Origin of the sequence: Aestuariivirga sp. (assembly GCF_037139295.1) — a bacterium.
Lineage (GTDB): Bacteria > Pseudomonadota > Alphaproteobacteria > Rhizobiales > Aestuariivirgaceae > Aestuariivirga.
Genome location: NZ_JBAXGR010000013.1, coordinates 40,889 through 57,058, shown reverse-complemented (window position 1 = coordinate 57,058; position 16,170 = coordinate 40,889). Strand labels below are relative to the sequence as shown.

11 protein-coding genes and 1 pseudogene are annotated in these 16,170 nt (G+C 62.4%); 3 read left to right on the top strand and 9 right to left on the bottom strand.

Going from position 1 to position 16,170, the window contains the following annotated elements:
- Positions 1–350: 350 nt before the first annotated feature.
- The 4 genes from WCJ41_RS06145 to WCJ41_RS06130 all read right to left on the bottom strand — a co-directional run bounded on the left by WCJ41_RS06145 (position 351) and on the right by WCJ41_RS06130 (position 7,457).
- The gene (locus tag WCJ41_RS06145) at positions 351–3,803 is read right to left on the bottom strand and encodes a DUF3971 domain-containing protein (protein WP_336904960.1); all 3,453 of its coding nucleotides are present in this window, start codon (positions 3,801–3,803) and stop codon (positions 351–353) included.
- A 254-nt stretch (positions 3,804–4,057) separates the two neighbouring features.
- Entirely contained in the window at positions 4,058–4,843 is a 786-nt protein-coding gene (locus tag WCJ41_RS06140; protein WP_336904959.1) for an ion channel, read from the bottom strand.
- Positions 4,844–4,915: 72 nt separating this feature from the next.
- Positions 4,916–6,928, bottom strand: coding sequence for a VWA domain-containing protein (locus WCJ41_RS06135; protein ID WP_336904958.1), 2,013 nt, complete (start codon positions 6,926–6,928; stop codon positions 4,916–4,918).
- Positions 6,915–7,457 carry an RNA polymerase sigma factor gene (locus tag WCJ41_RS06130; protein WP_336904957.1) on the bottom strand — a complete coding sequence of 181 codons (543 nt, stop codon included), beginning with the start codon at positions 7,455–7,457 and terminating at the stop codon, positions 6,915–6,917. The genes WCJ41_RS06135 and WCJ41_RS06130 overlap by 14 nt, the downstream gene beginning before the upstream one ends.
- A gap of 114 nt (positions 7,458–7,571) precedes the next feature.
- On the opposite strand from WCJ41_RS06130, the gene WCJ41_RS06125 reads away from it, so the two are divergent.
- Genes WCJ41_RS06125 through WCJ41_RS06115 form a run of 3 tightly spaced genes read left to right on the top strand, consistent with a single transcriptional unit; the run spans position 7,572 to position 9,337 of the window.
- The gene (locus WCJ41_RS06125; protein WP_336904956.1) at positions 7,572–7,859 is read left to right on the top strand and encodes a DUF1330 domain-containing protein; all 288 of its coding nucleotides are present in this window, start codon (positions 7,572–7,574) and stop codon (positions 7,857–7,859) included.
- A 48-nt stretch (positions 7,860–7,907) separates the two neighbouring features.
- Complete coding sequence (gene dapB, locus WCJ41_RS06120) at positions 7,908–8,717, top strand: 4-hydroxy-tetrahydrodipicolinate reductase (RefSeq protein ID WP_336904955.1); 810 nt, start codon at positions 7,908–7,910, stop codon at positions 8,715–8,717.
- 2 nt (positions 8,718–8,719) lie between these two features.
- The gene (locus tag WCJ41_RS06115) at positions 8,720–9,337 is read left to right on the top strand and encodes a 2,3-bisphosphoglycerate-dependent phosphoglycerate mutase (RefSeq protein WP_336904954.1); all 618 of its coding nucleotides are present in this window, start codon (positions 8,720–8,722) and stop codon (positions 9,335–9,337) included.
- Positions 9,338–9,457: 120 nt separating this feature from the next.
- Here the strand turns inward: WCJ41_RS06115 and WCJ41_RS06110 are convergent, their stop codons facing one another.
- The 5 genes and pseudogenes from WCJ41_RS06110 to WCJ41_RS06090 all read right to left on the bottom strand — a co-directional run bounded on the left by WCJ41_RS06110 (position 9,458) and on the right by WCJ41_RS06090 (position 15,990).
- A complete protein-coding gene (locus WCJ41_RS06110) occupies positions 9,458–10,462 on the bottom strand; it encodes an aromatic ring-hydroxylating dioxygenase subunit alpha (protein WP_336904953.1) in 1,005 nt (334 codons plus the stop codon).
- Positions 10,463–10,504: 42 nt separating this feature from the next.
- A protein-coding gene (gene prfB, locus WCJ41_RS06105) for a peptide chain release factor 2 (protein ID WP_336904952.1) occupies positions 10,505–11,636 on the bottom strand; the annotation gives its coding sequence in 2 pieces (ribosomal slippage) (positions 10,505–11,566 and positions 11,568–11,636; 1,131 coding nt in all).
- Positions 11,637–11,672: 36 nt separating this feature from the next.
- Positions 11,673–14,153 (bottom strand): penicillin-binding protein 1A, encoded by a 2,481-nt coding sequence (locus WCJ41_RS06100; protein ID WP_336904951.1) that lies wholly within the window; start codon positions 14,151–14,153, stop codon positions 11,673–11,675.
- A gap of 219 nt (positions 14,154–14,372) precedes the next feature.
- The gene (locus WCJ41_RS06095) at positions 14,373–15,062 is read right to left on the bottom strand and encodes a hypothetical protein (protein ID WP_336904950.1); all 690 of its coding nucleotides are present in this window, start codon (positions 15,060–15,062) and stop codon (positions 14,373–14,375) included.
- Positions 15,063–15,279: 217 nt separating this feature from the next.
- A pseudogene (locus WCJ41_RS06090) lies at positions 15,280–15,990 on the bottom strand (DUF1194 domain-containing protein).
- Positions 15,991–16,170 lie beyond the last annotated feature (180 nt).

The following is a 16,170-nucleotide window of genomic DNA, read 5'->3' as shown; positions in this document are numbered from 1 at the left end:
ACCCACCAACGACAAGCAATTGAATTTATTCGGTTTTTAACCGGACACTAGTGAAGCAACAGAGAGTTTCTTAACATGAGGATTGCGCGAGTGAATAGTGCCGAATTGTGGAGTATCCACCCAAAGTTATTTCGTTCTAGATTCTTTCGTTATATGGGAGGGGCGCGTCCGCGAGCCTTTGGGGGCGTTAAAGCTGCAAACATTCAGGAACGGACAATTGCGCGGTGCAGCAGTCCGGGCATGTCGAAAAAAAGCCCGTGCTCTTTCAAAACGGCCGGGTTGGCTCTCACGAAAAAGTGTAAGGCGGGCAGCCGGGCTGCTTACGCGGAGCTCGATGCACCCCACGCAATCTACTGGCCGGGGACTACCGGCTCCTCGGCACCCTTGCCGGTCTTCTTCACCGGCTTCATCGGCTCGCAGCGGCTGCTGTATTCAAAGAACTTCCGCAGGAATCCGGGCGCCACCGCAGAGACCGGGTTCATCTGGAAGTCCGGCTTGTCTACCGTACCCCCCATGGCGAAGGTAACGCCAATGATGCCCTGCCCCTTGCCGCCGGTGATGATGTCGCCGAGCAGCGGGATGTCGCCCAGTGCGGCATTGAGCGCATAGGCAGGGGTGATCGTGCCGGCAATGTCGATGGCACCGTCCGACTTGCGGATGAGGCCAGCCGCGCTGGCGCCGAGCTCGGGCCCGCGCACCAAAGCCTCGCCGATGCAGATGAAGCGACTGTCGGAGGTGAAGGGCAAGGTGAGCTTCTTGAAACTCAGCGCATCGCGGCGTGGGCCGTCGCGCCGGGGGGCGTCGCGCTTCGGCTTGCCGCGGGCATCGAGCTCAGCCAGGGCGGCCTCGTTGCGCACCTCGAAGTCGCGCAAAATCAGCTTGCCGTTGCGCACCGAGGTGCCATCACGATTAAGCAGCGCATAGAACTCGATCTGGCCGCCCGCCACCTTGGAATAGAGATTGGCGGCACGGATCGCAGCGCCGCCGTCACGCCCGTTGATCCGCATCTCGCGACCGCCGTCAACCGGTGTTACCCGGAAGACGATGGGCTGGCCACTGAGGAAAGTGCCGTTGATTTCCGCCGCGGTGAGGCGGGAGGATTGCGAGGTGAGGTTGCCGGTAACGCTGGTGATGATCTCGCCCAAGTTGGCATAGATGCGGCCGATCGAGAGGACGATCTTTACAGTGCGGCCAGAATTGGCCTTGGCCTCTTCCGCCGCCTGGGCGGCTTCGTCCCGGTTCTGGTTGCCGAACAGGCCGCGGATGAGCGGACGCGCGTCGAAGCTGTCACCCGTGACCTGCACATCCATCACGCTGTCGGTGACCGTCACCTTGGCAGCGAAGCGGTTCTCATCGGAGAGCTTCATTTCGGTGAAGGTGGCCGAGCGCAGGCCCTGGCGCTTGGGAGCAAGCAGCATGCTGCCCTTGATCGACAGGCCCTTGCCCTTGATCTCAAGGTCCTCGACGCGCGGTCCCTTGTCGCCCTTGCTGTAGAAGGTCATCTTGGCCGTCGTCTTGGGGATTGCCGGCCGCGACCAGCCGATCTGCTGGATGCGCATGTCAACCTCACCAAGATCAGCCGTGAGGTCCACCCTGCCCTGCGGGTCGGCGAGATTGTCAATCGTGGCTGTGACGGCGACGGGGCCCCTGACGAAGGTTCCGAGGTCAATCCCCAGCTTACGGCGCTGCTCGCCATCGAGCCTAGTTTTCAGCACGGCCGACTGGAGGAACTCCGGTGCCGGACCTCGCTGCCAGGCAATCTCGGAGGGGATGCCCGCAATCTTGGCGGGTCCCTTGGCGGTGAGCATGCCATTCTCCATCGCCACATCGATCTTGCCGTCGGTCACGTCGACGCCTGGCAGCGCATCCTTGAGCGAGGCGTTGACGAGCCTTGCCACGGCAGCGACCTTCACACGCTCCGGCGGGAGCGGCTTGATCATGGGGAAGGACAGATGGACCTTCATCGTCGCGTCGCCCTGGAGATTCGAGGTGTCGAGGCCAGTGTGGCGGATGAGGTTGAGGTCCGGCTGGTCGAGATACTCGATGAGAGCCTGCGCGCCCGCGGCAATATCGAGGTCGAAGTCCGACATGGTCTCGAGGGCGAGAATGCTCTTGGCGGACATGGTGCCAGAGGCGAGGCGGCCCTTTGCGCCAGAGGGAAGCACAACGTCGGCGCCGTCGATCTTGAGCGAAAAATCATTGTCGACCAGATGCGCCTCACCCGAGGCGTTGATGAGCGGCGGCAATTTCTTGAAATAGCCGCTGGTGACGCCCTCCATCTTCATGTTCATGATGATCGAGCCCGGCGGCAGCTTGCGCACGCGCTTGGCCTGGGCCATCGCATCTGCCTGCAGCACAACCTTGAAATCGCCATCGGTGATGATGCCGTCCTTGACGTTCTCATTGACGAAGTTGCGGGTCTTCTCGGCAATGATCGGTGGCCAGAGGCGCTTGAGCAAGGCAGCCGGCATCTGCTGGATGCGTCCGCCCATCGAGATGGCAGGCGACTCATTGCCGCCGGCGATGGCTCCCGTCAGGCGCACCACAGCGTTGCCGGAGATGATCCGGAGGTCACCAATGTCGAGGCGCGCCTCCTCGATCCCGGCGCGGCCCTGGAACAGCACCTGGTCGATCGCCACCGGGTTCTTGATCGAGCCTTGAGCGTCGATTGCCGCATTGCGCGCGCCGAGCGAGATATCGATGGCGGTGAGACGACCATCGGCGGTGCGCTCCGGCGAGAGGCGGCCCGTCATCTGGGCATGCGAGCTGCCGATGAGCAGCGTGGAATCGGTGATGGCGATGCTGCCCGTGGCAGGGTCATATTCGGCGCGCAGCGAGCCTTCGTCGACGTTGAGCTTGCCCGCCAGATATTCCGGAAGCTCCACGACGCCCGCCGCCGCCGTGAACTCGCCCACCGCGCGGGTGACAAGGCCGGTGTCGGTCATCTCCATATCCACCCGGCCCGACAGTGGAACGTCGACGCGGGCGAGTTTCGAAAAGGCATAGACCTGGTCCGAGATCTTGGCCGGCGACACATCCGTCACATGGGCGCTGACGAGGAAGGAGTGGGTGTCGCGCCGGTAGGTGGCGCTGCCACCCGCGGTCCAGCTCCCCTCACTCAGGTCGCCGTTCATGACTGCGGCGTTCGCCTCCACCCGGAAACCGTCCGGCTGGCGGGTAAAGGCCAGGTCGGCGTCACGGATGTTCCAGCTCGCGTCATTGGCCTCGTCATAGAAATTGATGTTGGCACGGTTGATGTTGATGGCGTCGATCGAGCCCATGCCCGCCGCACGCGAACCGCCACTGACCAGGTCAATCAGGGCGGTTCCCGAGCTGCTGAACTTGGGTGGGGCGGAACTCCCCGAGCCCGGCTGCAGGTCGGACTTTCCGCCATCACCCGCATCGATGGTGACGGATTCGTTTTCAGGCGTGGGTTCGTCGAAACCCAGCGCAAAGCTGCCGTCGAGATCCCGGCGGGCGCGGATTCTTGGCCCGATGAGTGTGATGGAGGTGGGCACCACGCGGCCGGAGAAAAGAGCCGCCTCATCGATCCCCAGGGAGGCATGAGGCGCGCTGGCGAGGTAGGTGCCCTGCTTGTCCTCCAGCCGCAGATTGTCGAGCAGCACATGCGGAACGCCGCCCGAGCCGGTTCGCTGCAGCGTCACCCCGCCGACCGTGACGGACATGCTCGGGAGGCTCTGGTTGATCTTGTTCTGTACTGTCGAGCGCAGAAAATCCAGTTGCACCGGCCCCTGCGCCAGGCGGACATAGACGCCAACGGCGAGAACCAGCAGAACGGCCAAGACCGACATCAAGCTGTAAGCGCTTATCTTCACAAGGCGCCGCAACGTCTTCCTGTTCCACTGACCCCATTCAGACCAAACATGTGCCACCGCAGCTTGCCGCAGGCAATCCGGAAAGCCACCGTGGCCGCTTCCCTCGTCATTGGCCACCAAAGATAGGCCAAACCGTGGCTTTCAATCCTGTAATGTTCCGCTGCGGCAAAGCTGTCAATGCAGGGCTGTAAATCGGCTGCAAATGTGACGCCTGGGCGGGGCTAGACCTCGCCCTCGTCGGGAATATTGAGGAGCCGGCCACAAGCCTTGCAGTGGACGGCATCCCGGTCATGCCGGGTGAGGCCGCAATCGGGGCATTTGAAGAACACCTTGTCCGGCCGCAGCATCACCTGGACGAGCCGCAGGAAAAGCGAAATCCCGAAAATCATGATGACGACCGCCAGCAAACGCCCGCCGGTGCCAGTCAGCACCACGTCACCGAAGCCCGTGGTGGTGAGCGCCGTCACCGTGAAATAGAGGGCGTCGGCATAGTCATTGATGTCGGCGTTGGAATGATGCTGGGTCTCATAGACCAGCGCCGTCATTACGAAGACGAATATCCCGAGGTTGAGAGCCGAGCCGATGAGCTGCTCATGCCTCCTGAACCACGGGAAGTCCTGCCGGAGGCGCCTCACCATCGTGTAGGAGCGCAACAGCCGGAACACCCGGGCGACGCGCAGGAAGCCCAGCCCCTCGCCGCCGATCGGCGCCAGCATGGCGATGATCACAACGATGTCGATGAGGCCATAGAAGCTGAACACCATGCGCCAAGGCCGCTTGGCGATGAACAGCCGCGCCGCGAAATCGAACAGCAACAGCACGCCCAGTGCCACGTCGACATACTTGGTGCCCTGCCACTGCAGGAAGGAGGTGGCAATGATGAAGGCGACGGTTGCGAGATCGAAGATGAGGAGCGCGTAGCGGAAGCGATGGCCAGCCGGCACGTTGCCCTCATAGAGGGTCCAGATGCGCTTTCTGAGCGTGTTGGTATTGGCCGCCGCGTCCATCGCCCATGGTTAGGGCAGTCGGAAGCCGCCGTCCAGACCGGACGGCGGCCTTAGTCATCTGAAATCAAGCCGCTACTGCATCGCCCTCGCCGACTTCGCGAGGCGCACCAGGTTGATGAATTCGGCACGGTAGCCATAAGGGTCGGGTCCGCGATTGGCCGTAGCGAGCGCGATCACATCGTCATAGCCATACGCTTTTGTGAACTCCGCCCCCCGCAGGAGCTGGCCGAAAGCGGCAACGGCGGCTGCGAAATTCGCTTCCGCATCGGGCATCTCGTCAGCTGCGGTGACAGGCTCGGTGATCAGGTGGCTCTTGTCCTCACCCGGCAGCTTGTAGCGGATCTTGACGAAGGCATAGTCGCCGGCGGTGCTGCCCGGCTGCTCCGCCGTGCCATAGCGCAGCGGATCGACGAGCTGGCCTTTGGAGCCCTTCGGCGTCACCTCGTAAAGCGCGGTGACGGTGTGGCTTGCGCCGATGTCCCCTGCATCCACGTGATCGTTGTTGAAGTCGTCCTTGTTCAGAAGCCGGGTCTCGTAGCCGATGAGACGATATTCGGAGACGGCGGCGGGGTTGAACTCGACCTGGATCTTTACGTCGTTGGCGATGGGGAAGAGCGTGGACGTGGCCTCGTCGACCAACACCTTGCGGGCTTCGCTGAGGCTATCGATGTAGGCCGCATTGCCGTTGCCGTTCTGCGCCAACGTCTGCATCAGCTCGTCATTGTAGTTGCCCTCGCCGAAGCCGAGGACGGACAGATAGACACCGGACTGGCGCTTCCGCTCCACGAAATCCTGCAGCTCGCGCGGGTCCGAGATGCCGACGTTGAAGTCGCCGTCGGTGGCAAGGATGACGCGGTTGACGCCTGCCTTGTCGAAGTGTTGTTCAGCGAGGTTGTAAGCCTGGCGTATGCCCTGCGCACCCGCCGTCGACCCGCCAGCAGATAGGCTGTCCAGCGCCGCGAGGATCTTCGTCTTCTCGGAGGCCTTCGTTGGCTCCAGCACCGTGCCCGCACTGCCGGCATAGGTGACGATGGAAACTGTATCTTCAGGGCCCAGCGTATCAAGGAGCAAGCGGAAAGAGTTGAGCAGCAGCGGCAGCTTGTCAGGCTCTTCCATCGACCCCGAGGTATCAATGAGTAAGACGAGGTTGGAATGGGGCTTGGTCAGGCCGTCGAGTGAGAAGCCCCTGATGCCGATGCGCATGAGCTTGGTATCGGCATTCCATGGCGTCTGCATGAGGCTGACGTTCGCCTTGAAGGGCTCGGCGCGGTCTTTCGGACCCGCATAGTCATATGGGAAGTAATTGACCATCTCCTCCACCCGCACCGCATCCTTCGGCGGCAGCACGTTCTGCATCAGCGACCGCCGCACGAAGCTGTAGGAGGCCGTGTCGACATCGAGCGAGAAGGTGGAGAGCGGATCTGTCGCCACCTGCTTCACCGGATTTGCCGTGATGTCGGTGAAACGGTCGCGGCCCGCTTCCAGTGCAGGTGGCGGCGGTGCATAGACAGTGCTGTCCGCTTCGGGCTCGGACGACATGATGCCCGTTATGGCCTTGGCAGGCGCAATCTGTGACGTCAGGTCTGGCACGCCATCCGTTGATTTGTTCAGAAGCGACTCGAGCTGACTGGTCGGAAGCTTCGCGGGAGCCGATCGGGGCGGAAGCTGTGCCGTTTTATGCAGTGCGTCCTTCGGCGCGACCCCATTGGGCGCGATCTGCTGGGCATTCTCGTTCGAGGTCCTTGTGATGATGGTTTCGTTCTTCCACTCAGGCAGCCCGGTCTGCCCCTCCTTCATCATCTGCAGGAAAGCGGGGCTTGCCACCACCAGCAGGGTGAGTGCGGCAAGGCTTCCGCCGTAAACGAGGGCGTGGTTGCGGGTGAAGCTGCGCATGTGTGTTCTCCGGTTCCAGATGTTGGCCATCCGGTTCCTGAGACGCTTGGCGATGCCGGCTTCTTGGAACGTATCCGAGATTTTTTCCGCATGAGACATGGCCGCGGAGATGGCGGTCGCGCGTGCTCCTTCATCCGGACGCGGCAGCACCTCGTCGCGGAATAGCTTCTTGAGGTCGTCAAACTCGTTCATCGTCATGATCCGCCATTGCCCGCAGGCGCTTCTTCACCTCGCTCATGCGCCAGGCTACGGTCCCCGCACTGATGCAAAGGATCGTGGCTGCGTCTTCTTGGGTAACCTCCTCGGCAAGGATGAGGAGTGCCGTTTCCTTCAGGTCGGGCTTCAAATGGTCCAGCGCCCTGTAGAGCCAGCGCACCTTCATGTCGCTGTCGGCCCAGTCCGCCCGGTGCCCCGCCACAGCCAGCGCGAAGCCCTGTTGCAACTCTCTCACCCTGCCCTGTCGCCGCCTGTGGTCGTGACAGGCGTTGAGCACCAGCTGGTAGAGCCAGGTGGAGAAGCGGCTCTCGCCCCGGAAAGAGCCGATCCGATCCACAAGCCTGATGCAGACCTCCTGTGCCACGTCCTGGGCATCGGCCCTCGAGCCGAGCAGGCGGTAGGAGAAGCGGAAGGCCGTGTCATGGTGGCGCTCCAGCAGGCGCTGCAGCGCCGGCCTGTCACCCCGTCCAGCCCTCTGGGCCAGTGCCTCGTCGGTTTCACTCATGTGTTTCGGGGAGTTAGACGCCGCGATTGGGCGGATTCTTGGGAGCCCTGAAAGAATATTTTCGGGCTGTCGCCTCCCGCGCTATAGTGCTGCTGAAATCAAGGAGTTGAGAGAATGCCGAAGGGATACTGGATCGCCCATGTCACGGTCACCGACCCGGAGCAGTACCAGCACTATGCGAGCGGGACGCGTGAGGCCTTTCAGAAATATGGCGCCAACATCCTGGCCCGTGGCGGCAGCTTCCAGCAGCTGGAAGGCCCCGGCCATCCGCGCAACGTGGTGATCGAGTTCCCGAGCCTCCAGGCGGCCGTCGACTGCTACAATTCGCCAGAATACCAGGCGGCGAAGAAGAAGCGCGAGGGAGCGGGCATCGCCAACATCGTGCTCGTCGAGGGCGTCTAGGTGCTTTCCATCACCGGGGTCCGTTGCTAAAGCCGGACCCAACGAGGGGTGACCGACATGAAGATTGCCATTGCCGGAGCAGCGGGCCGCATGGGCCGGGTGCTGACGCGCATCATCAACGAGACGCCGGGGGCCGAAGTTGCAGGCGGGCTGGAACCGAAGGGTTCGCCGCATGTGGGTGCCGACATGGGCGAACTTGCGGGTGTGGGGCGGCTTGATGTGGCGATCACTGACGACCCGATCGCGCTGCTCACCCATGTCGACGGCATCATCGACTTCACCGTGCCGAAGGCGACGCTGGCGCTGGTTGAGCTTTCCGCGCAGGCCCGCATCGTGCACGTGATCGGCACCACCGGCATCGACGAGGCAGGCGAAGCCAAAATCAAGGCGGCGGCACGCCATGCGCGCGTCGTAAAGTCCGGCAACATGAGCCTGGGCGTGAACCTGCTCGCCGTGATGGTGAGAAAGGTGGCGGCCGCGCTGGGCGAGGACTTCGACATCGAGGTGCTGGAGATGCACCACAAGCACAAGATCGACGCGCCATCGGGGACTGCCCTGCTGCTCGGCCAGGCGGCTGCCGCTGGTCGCGGCATCGACCTCAAGGAACGCTCGGTGCGTTCGCGCGACGGGCATACGGGTGCAAGGCCGGTGGGCGACATCGGCTTTGCCACGCTGCGCGGTGGTTCCGTGGTGGGCGAGCATACGGTGATGTTTGCGGGTGCTGCCGAGCGCATCGAACTCACTCACAAGGCCGAGAGCCGTGACATCTTCGCGCGAGGTGCGGTTCGCGCGGCACTCTGGGCCTTCGACAAGAAGCCCGGCCTCTATTCGATGATCGACGTTTTGGGATTGGAGTAAGCATGGACCGTCTTCTCGTGCTCGTCCGCCATGGACAGAGCGAATGGAACCTCAAGAACCTGTTCACCGGCTGGAAGGACCCCGACCTGACTGAACAGGGCGTGGCCGAAGCCCATGCGGCGGGCAGGAAGTTGAAGGCCAAGGGGTTCCACTTCGATATCGCCTACACCAGCGCGCTCGGCCGCGCCCAGCGCACGCTGAAGATCATGCTCGAAGAACTGGGCCAGCAGGGCCTTGCGACGGTAAAGGACCAGGCGCTGAACGAACGCGATTATGGCGACCTGACCGGCCTGAACAAGGACGACGCGCGCGCGAAGTGGGGTGAGGAACAGGTGCACATCTGGCGCCGTTCCTATGACGTGCCGCCTCCCGGCGGCGAGAGCCTGAAGGACACACTGGCCCGCGCGTTGCCCTATTACATGAAACATATCCAGCCGGACGTCCTTTCCGGCAAACACGTGCTGGTGGCAGCGCACGGCAATTCCATCCGTTCACTGATCATGGCAATCGAGGGGCTGACGCCGGAGCAGATCCTGAAGCGTGAACTGGATACAGGTGTGCCGGTGGTCTACCGGCTGGGGGCGGATTCAAGGCCGGTGTCGGTGGAAGTGCTGGCTTAAGACCTATCAACCACTCATCCCATCATGCCCGGGCTTCACTCGGGCATCTTTTTTGGGCGACCTTGAAAGAGGATGGCCGGGTCAAGACCGGCCATGATGAGAGAGAACCGGATGCTGGGCTCAGACCCCCAGGCTCTCCTTCACCTTGTCCTGGAAATACCGCACCCCCTGCTCATGGCGGGGTGACAGCGGACCGGCGCTGTAGTTGCCGGCTTCGTAATTATTGTGGGTCTTGGCACAGATTTCGAAGTCTTCGCGGACCACGGCGAGGTTGCGGGCGATGGTGTCGCTGCGCTTCTCGTCGAGTTCGGGCGCCAGATCGGCAAAATAGAAGTGATAGAGCTGCTCGGTGCGCTTGGTGCCGATGGGATTGATGCGCGAGGTGTTCATGCCGCCCTCGAACAACGAGAGCGTCCAGTTAGGCCACATCCACAGCCACTTGCCCCGATAGAACAGGCCCTCGCGTGGGGGGGCCGTCATGCGGATGAAGCCCTTGTGGGCCGTGGTCTTGAACTGTTCGAAGTCGATGGCGGCGAAGAACTTCGGGTGGATGCCGGGGATGTGGTATCCCTCAACGAAATTGTCAGTGTAGATCTTCCAGTTGGCGTCGAAATTCACCGTTTCAGTGCGGACCGACTGGTAGGTTTCGATCGGTTCATCGGCAAGCTCGGCGACGAGGTCACCGAGCTGCGAGACGAGATCTTCCTGCGGGTCGATGGCGACGAAGAGCAGACCGCGCCAGGTGGCGACGTGGATCGGCTCCAGCGGCCAGTCCACGGGATCGAAGCCGGGCTCCTCGCCAAACCATGGCGCATTGATGAGGTGGCCGTCATCGGCGAAGACCCACTGGTGATAGGGGCAGCGGATAGTGGCGCAGCGGCCCGTGCCCTCCTCCAGCAATTGCGCGCCGCGGTGGCGGCAGACATTGCGGAAGGCGCGGAGTTCACCGTCACGACCCCTGATGGCAAAGACCTTGATGCCGGCAATGTCGGCGGCGACATACTGCCCGCGCTCGGCCACCTGGGCTGCAGGCCCCAGCATCTGCCAGGTTTTGGCGAAAATATCGATACGCTCGCGCGGCAGCACGGCGGGATCGACATAGAGGCGCGGATCGAGGTTGAGCATGGCGGCACTCCTTCGGCGGAAAGAGTGCCTCAGTTGCGCGGGCTATTCAATATCCTCGATCACCTGATCACCGCCGCCCTTCACCTTGTGGGCGAGCGAGGCCTGGATGAACTCCTCAACTTCGCCATCGAGCACATCGCCCGGGGCGGTCGAGGTGTGGCCGGTGCGCAGGTCCTTCACCAGCTGGTATGGCTGCAACACATAGGAGCGGATCTGGTGGCCCCAGCCGATCTCAGTCTTCTTGGCGTTGGCAGCGTCGATCTTTTCTTGCTGCTTCTGCAGTTCCATTTCGTAAAGGCGCGCCTTCAGCATCTTCATGGCGGTGGCGCGGTTCTTGTGCTGCGAGCGCTCCGCCTGGCAGGCGACGATGATGCCGGTGGGCATGTGGGTGATACGCACGGCGGAATCGGTGGTGTTGACGTGCTGGCCGCCAGCACCCGACGCGCGGTAGGTGTCGATCTTCAAGTCGGACTCCACCACCACGATGTCGATGTTGTCATCGACCACCGGATAGACCCATACGGAAGAGAAGGACGTGTGGCGGCGCGCATTCGAGTCATAGGGCGAGATGCGCACCAGGCGGTGCACACCCGACTCGGTCTTGAGCTTGCCGTAGGCGTTGTGGCCCTTGATCTGGAGCGTGCAGGACTTGATGCCCGCCTCTTCGCCCACGTGTTCGTCCAGCACCTCGGCCTTGTAGCCGTATTTGTTGGCATAGCGCATGTACATGCGCATCAGCATCGAGGCCCAGTCCTGGCTCTCGGTGCCGCCTGCGCCGGCGTTGATCTGGACAAAGGCATCCAGGGGATCGGCTTCGCCCGAAAGAAGCGTCTCGATCTCGGTCTCGGCCACCTTGGGCTTCAGCGCGAGCAGCGCCTTTTCGGCGTCGGTGACGATCGACTGATCGCCTTCGCTCTCGCCCATTTCGATCAGCTCAGCATTGTCGGCGATCAACTGCTCGAGGTCGCGGATCATGGTGATGCGCTTGTCGAGGTCCTGGCGCTCGCGCATGAGCTTCTGCGCCTTCTGGGGATCGTTCCAGATCGACGGGTCTTCGGACTTGGCATTCAGTTCAGCGAGGCGGCGGAGGGAATTGTCCCAGTCAAAGATGCCTCCTCAGCAGTCCGATGGACTGCTTCATTTCGTCGACGACCGACGAGACTTCAGCGCGCATGATTCCTGCTCAGAATGAGAGTGACATTGAGTGGGCTCAATAGAGGCCGCCGCCCTGCCCCGTCAACCCGCCACTGGCGGCGGGCTGGTCGGGAGCCGGGGCAACGCCCTGCGACGGCGGCACCAGCATGACCCCGCCTCCGGCCGTGGTCCCGGCAGCTGCAATGGCGCCCTCGCCGATAATCTTGGTCGAATCAGGCGGCTCATCACCCGGCTTGAAGGCCTCGAGGATGACGCCGTCATGGCCAAAGATGGCGCGCTTGCCGCTCTTGGCGTCGATGGGGATGAGCTCGATGGCACGCGGCACCCGGAAGGGCTTGGCGGGCTCGTCCTTGAGCGCCAGCTTCATGAAGTCGGCAACGATGGGTGCCACGAGCTCGCCACCGGTGCGCCCTTTGCCCATGGGCTTTGGGTTGTCGAAGCCGACGTAGGTTCCGACGACCATGTCCGGCGTGAAGCCGATGAACCAGGCATCGCGCTCCTCGTTCGAGGTGCCGGTCTTGCCCGCCACGGGCTTGCCCACCGCCAGCACCTTCTTGCCGGTGCCGCGCTGCACGACACCTTCCATCATCGAGGTGATCTGGTAGGCGGTGTAGGGGTTCATCACCTGCTCGCTGACGTCGACCAGCTCTGGCTCCGGCAGTTCCGGGTTCCAGCCCGCAGCCATGCAGTTGGCGCAGTCGCGCTTGTCATGCTTGTAGATGGTCTTGCCGTAGCGGTCCTGAATACGGTCGATGAGCGTCGGCTCGACGCGCTTGCCGCTGTTGTCAATCATGGCATAGGCGGTGACCATCTTCATCAGCGTGGTCTCGCCCGCACCCAGTGCCATGGCGAGCTGGGCGGGCAGCTTGTCGTAGATGCCAAGCCTGGTCGCGAGGTCGATGATCTTGGCCATGCCGAGCTCGTTGGCGAGACGCACCGTCATCACGTTACGCGACTGCTCGATGCCACGGCGCAACGTCGAGGGGCCGAAGAACTTGTTCTGGTAGTTCTTGGGCTTCCACATCGAGCCGTCCGGCATCTTGAACTCGACGGGCGCGTCCATGATCACCGAGGCTGGCGAATAACCATTGTCCAGCGCCGCCGCATAGACGATCGGCTTGAATGACGAACCGGGCTGGCGCAGCGCCTGAACGGCGCGGTTGAACTGGCTGCGGCCATAGGAGAAGCCGCCGACGAGGGCGAGCACGCGGCCGGTATGTGGGTCCATGGCGATCATCGCGCCATCAACCTCCGGCATCTGCATCAGGTGATACTGGCCGGTGTCCTTGTTGGGCGCGACATAGACGATGTCACCAGGCTTCAGGACGTCCGAAGCCTTCTTGACCTGCGGCCCCAGCGAGGTGCCGTCGACATAGGGCCTCGCCCAGCTGAGAAGCGCCAGCGGCACCTTGCCGGTCTCGCGCTCGGTCGCCAGCGTGCCGTCCGGCTGGGTCTTGGGCTGCAGGCCGATCGTCGCTTCCTCGTCATTGGCGTCAAGCACCACGGCGATGCGCCAGGGCGCCATATCGTCAGGCACCTTCTTGCCCTTCATCAGCAAGGCCCAGTCCGGGACGGCGCCGAGTTCGGCCACGGCGAGCGGGCCGCGGAAGCCACGCTTGCGGTCGAAGGCGATGAGACCACGCGCCAGCGACTGGCGGGCATAGAGCTGCAGCTTGGGATCGAGCGTCGTCCTGACCGACAGGCCGCCCTTCTCCATCTTGTCCTTGCCATAGAGCCCAATCAGCTCGCGGCGTACTTCCTCGGCGAAGCTTTCAGCGGCGAAAAGTTGAGCGCCGAAGGGACGCGGCGTCACCTCCAGCGGCTTGGCCTGCGCCGCCTTCATCTGCTCCTCGGTGATAAAGCCGTTCTCCTGCATTTGCAGCAGCACCCAGTTGCGACGCTCGATGGCGCGCTCCTTCTGGCGGAACGGATGGTAGTTGTTGGGGCCCTTGGGCAGCGCCGCGAGATAGGCCATCTCTTCGAGCGACAGCTGGTCGAGCGACTTGCCGAAGTAGTTGAGCGAGGCGGCGGCCACGCCATAGGAGTTCATGCCAAGGAAGATCTCGTTCAGATAGAGCTCGAGGATCTGGTCCTTGGTGAAGGTCTGCTCGATACGGCGGACGAGGATCGCCTCCTTCAGCTTGCGGTCGATCGATCGCTCGTTGCTGAGAAGGAAGTTCTTGGCTACCTGCTGAGTGATAGTGGAGGCACCAACGATCTGACCCTTGCCGGTCATCTTCACCTGGGCATAGCGGTAGGCGGCGGCGGCGATGCCCTGCCAGTCCAACCCGCCATGCGTGAAGAAGGTCTTGTCCTCGGCCGAGGTGAAGGCGTCGATCAGCAGCTTCGGCATCTGGCTGACCGGCACGAAGAGGCGACGCTCCTCGGCATACTCGGCCAGCATCGAGCCGTCGGCGGCATAGATGCGCGTCATCACCGGGGGAGCATAATTGGCGAGCTGGGTGTAGTCGGGCAGGTCCTTCGAGGCGGTCCAGATCACAAAGCCCACGCCCGCCGCACCGGCGACGAAGAGCATGAAACCAACCGCAAAAAGCCACCCGAGGAAACGAAGCATTCTCTGAAACGACACCTGCCTGCTGAGGTCCGCCGGATAACACAGCCGGAGGGACCATTTACAATTAATTCGCTAGGGGGCGATTGTGGCCTCGGGGTGGCAGGGCAAGGGACCTTCTGACGAAAATGCCCGCGGGACGAATGTCCCACGGGCAAAATCTGGGTGGTCGACGAATGTTGGTCAGAAGCCGCCGACGGGGTGGTCGTAACAGGCAGCTTGCTGAGCCTCGGCGGTGGCCTCGGTGCCATCGGAGGCAGCGCCACCGGCGTCGGTGAAGAAGCTCGTCGCCGGAGCGGCCGGGAGTGCCGAGAACACGTCCTCACCCAGCGGGCAGTGGCAGTCGGCGACCTTGATGGTTCCACCGCCATCAACGGCCTGGGTGCGGATGTTGTCGCACTTGAAGCTGAAGCAGTTGGCGTATTCACGGCCCTGGTTGAGGCTCGCCGAGCAGGTGTGAGGATAGGCGGTGACACTCTGCCAGCCAGCCGTTTCCTGCGGGAAGGGAGAAACCAGTGAATAGAGCGACCAGACAGTCGCCACGTTCGGTCGGGCGCAGCTGCCCTGCATGTTTCCGCCCGTCACGTTGGCGATGGCGGGACCCGTGTCATTGGTGTTCAGAACGGGGCAGGTGCAGACGGACTCACGAAACCAGCGCTTGCCGCCACGCGGCGTGTTGACTGCGATGCGCTTGCCGGTGGGCGTGCAGGTGGAGGCGGCGCAAAGGGCAAACTCGTAACCCTCGGGCTGGTTGGACTTGCAGAGCTCGATCGAGGTTTTGGAAGACCCGGACGGCGCCGGCGCCGCATTGACGGTGTAGGTGATGGCCATGGCGGAGATTGCCAGCGCCAGAAGCCTGATGATGAGTTTCATTTGCACTCCGGAAAAATTTGTTTGCAGCTTTCGGAAGGCGATCTGTTGGGAAAGGTTCGCGCACAGGGTGCACAGCAGTACCATGACCAGCAAAAGCCTGCGAAACAGGCCGATATTTATCGTAACTTAATCTACTGTAATGTCCACGCCAGAAACATGGGTGTTACTACTTAGTCGCCAGGAAGATGCAGCTGGGACTAGTAAGTCCGAAATCAACTCAGGGTGTGGGGATCGAAGGCGCGATGGCAAGCGATGAGACGACCCGCGGGCTGATCTCGCGGATCAGCTTGCGCCGCAATGCGTCGCCGAAGCCAGCATAGTTGTGGACTTCCATGACAAAGGCATCAGGGCCGGTGATGACATTGTAAGTTTAGTACTGAGCAAGGCTCGGCTTGTTGGAGATAGCGAGCGCGTTGATCTCAACCTTCAATGCTTCTGCAAGGTCCCTGACCTGCTTCGGGAACGAAACGCGGCGCGTGCCACGCACCGCACGTGTTTCCTCGCCATCGCCAGAGACATTGATGATCCTGCGGACAGTGCAGCTGTCGAGGGACTGGAGTTTTGCCACTGACGTCATGAGTCCTGAAGCGAGGCCAGTATCTCCAGTAACCTGGCGTGGCATGGATTCCACGATGCGGGCGAATTGCTCGGCAGCCTGCTTGCCGTCAATCATCACCCAGGCGGACTGCGGTTTGGCTTGGCCTTCCGAGCCCCAGAACACTACGGACACCGCAACGCGACCCGCCATGGCCATGGCGTTCAGAACGCTGTCATTGCGGAAAGCGGCGACGATCCCCTGCTGCTGAAGCAGGTACTCGCCCGGCGATACGCTGGCCGAGGAATCGACCGCCAGCACCAAGGCCACATCGATGCACGGCTGTGCTGCTTCCGCCTTCGGAGTGAAGTTCAACGCGATAACCGGCACCATCAGCGCAGCGCCGAGCAGAAGAGCCCTAACGATCCAGCTTGTCATGAATTGCCCTCGTCGAAACCGATAAGACCGCTACAAAGCGCAACCTCAGCGAACAACGATAGAAAACTGCAATCGTGACGGCTGTGCGAAAAACCACCGGCGGAAGACCTGATTGTGATCAGTTCGAAAGAGAAC

Bases quoted from the DNA above. Each gene is read 5' to 3' on its own strand.
- WCJ41_RS06140 (WP_336904959.1), bottom strand. From the start codon at position 4,843: ATGGACGCGGCGGCCAATACCAACACGCTCAGAAAGCGCATCTGGACC.
- WCJ41_RS06135 (WP_336904958.1), bottom strand. From the start codon at position 6,928: ATGAACGAGTTTGACGACCTCAAGAAGCTATTCCGCGACGAGGTGCTG.
- WCJ41_RS06130 (WP_336904957.1), bottom strand. From the start codon at position 7,457: ATGAGTGAAACCGACGAGGCACTGGCCCAGAGGGCTGGACGGGGTGAC.
- WCJ41_RS06125 (WP_336904956.1), top strand. From the start codon at position 7,572: ATGCCGAAGGGATACTGGATCGCCCATGTCACGGTCACCGACCCGGAG.
- WCJ41_RS06115 (WP_336904954.1), top strand. From the start codon at position 8,720: ATGGACCGTCTTCTCGTGCTCGTCCGCCATGGACAGAGCGAATGGAAC.
- WCJ41_RS06110 (WP_336904953.1), bottom strand. From the start codon at position 10,462: ATGCTCAACCTCGATCCGCGCCTCTATGTCGATCCCGCCGTGCTGCCG.
- WCJ41_RS06100 (WP_336904951.1), bottom strand. From the start codon at position 14,153: ATGCTCTTCGTCGCCGGTGCGGCGGGCGTGGGCTTTGTGATCTGGACC.
- WCJ41_RS06095 (WP_336904950.1), bottom strand. From the start codon at position 15,062: ATGAAACTCATCATCAGGCTTCTGGCGCTGGCAATCTCCGCCATGGCC.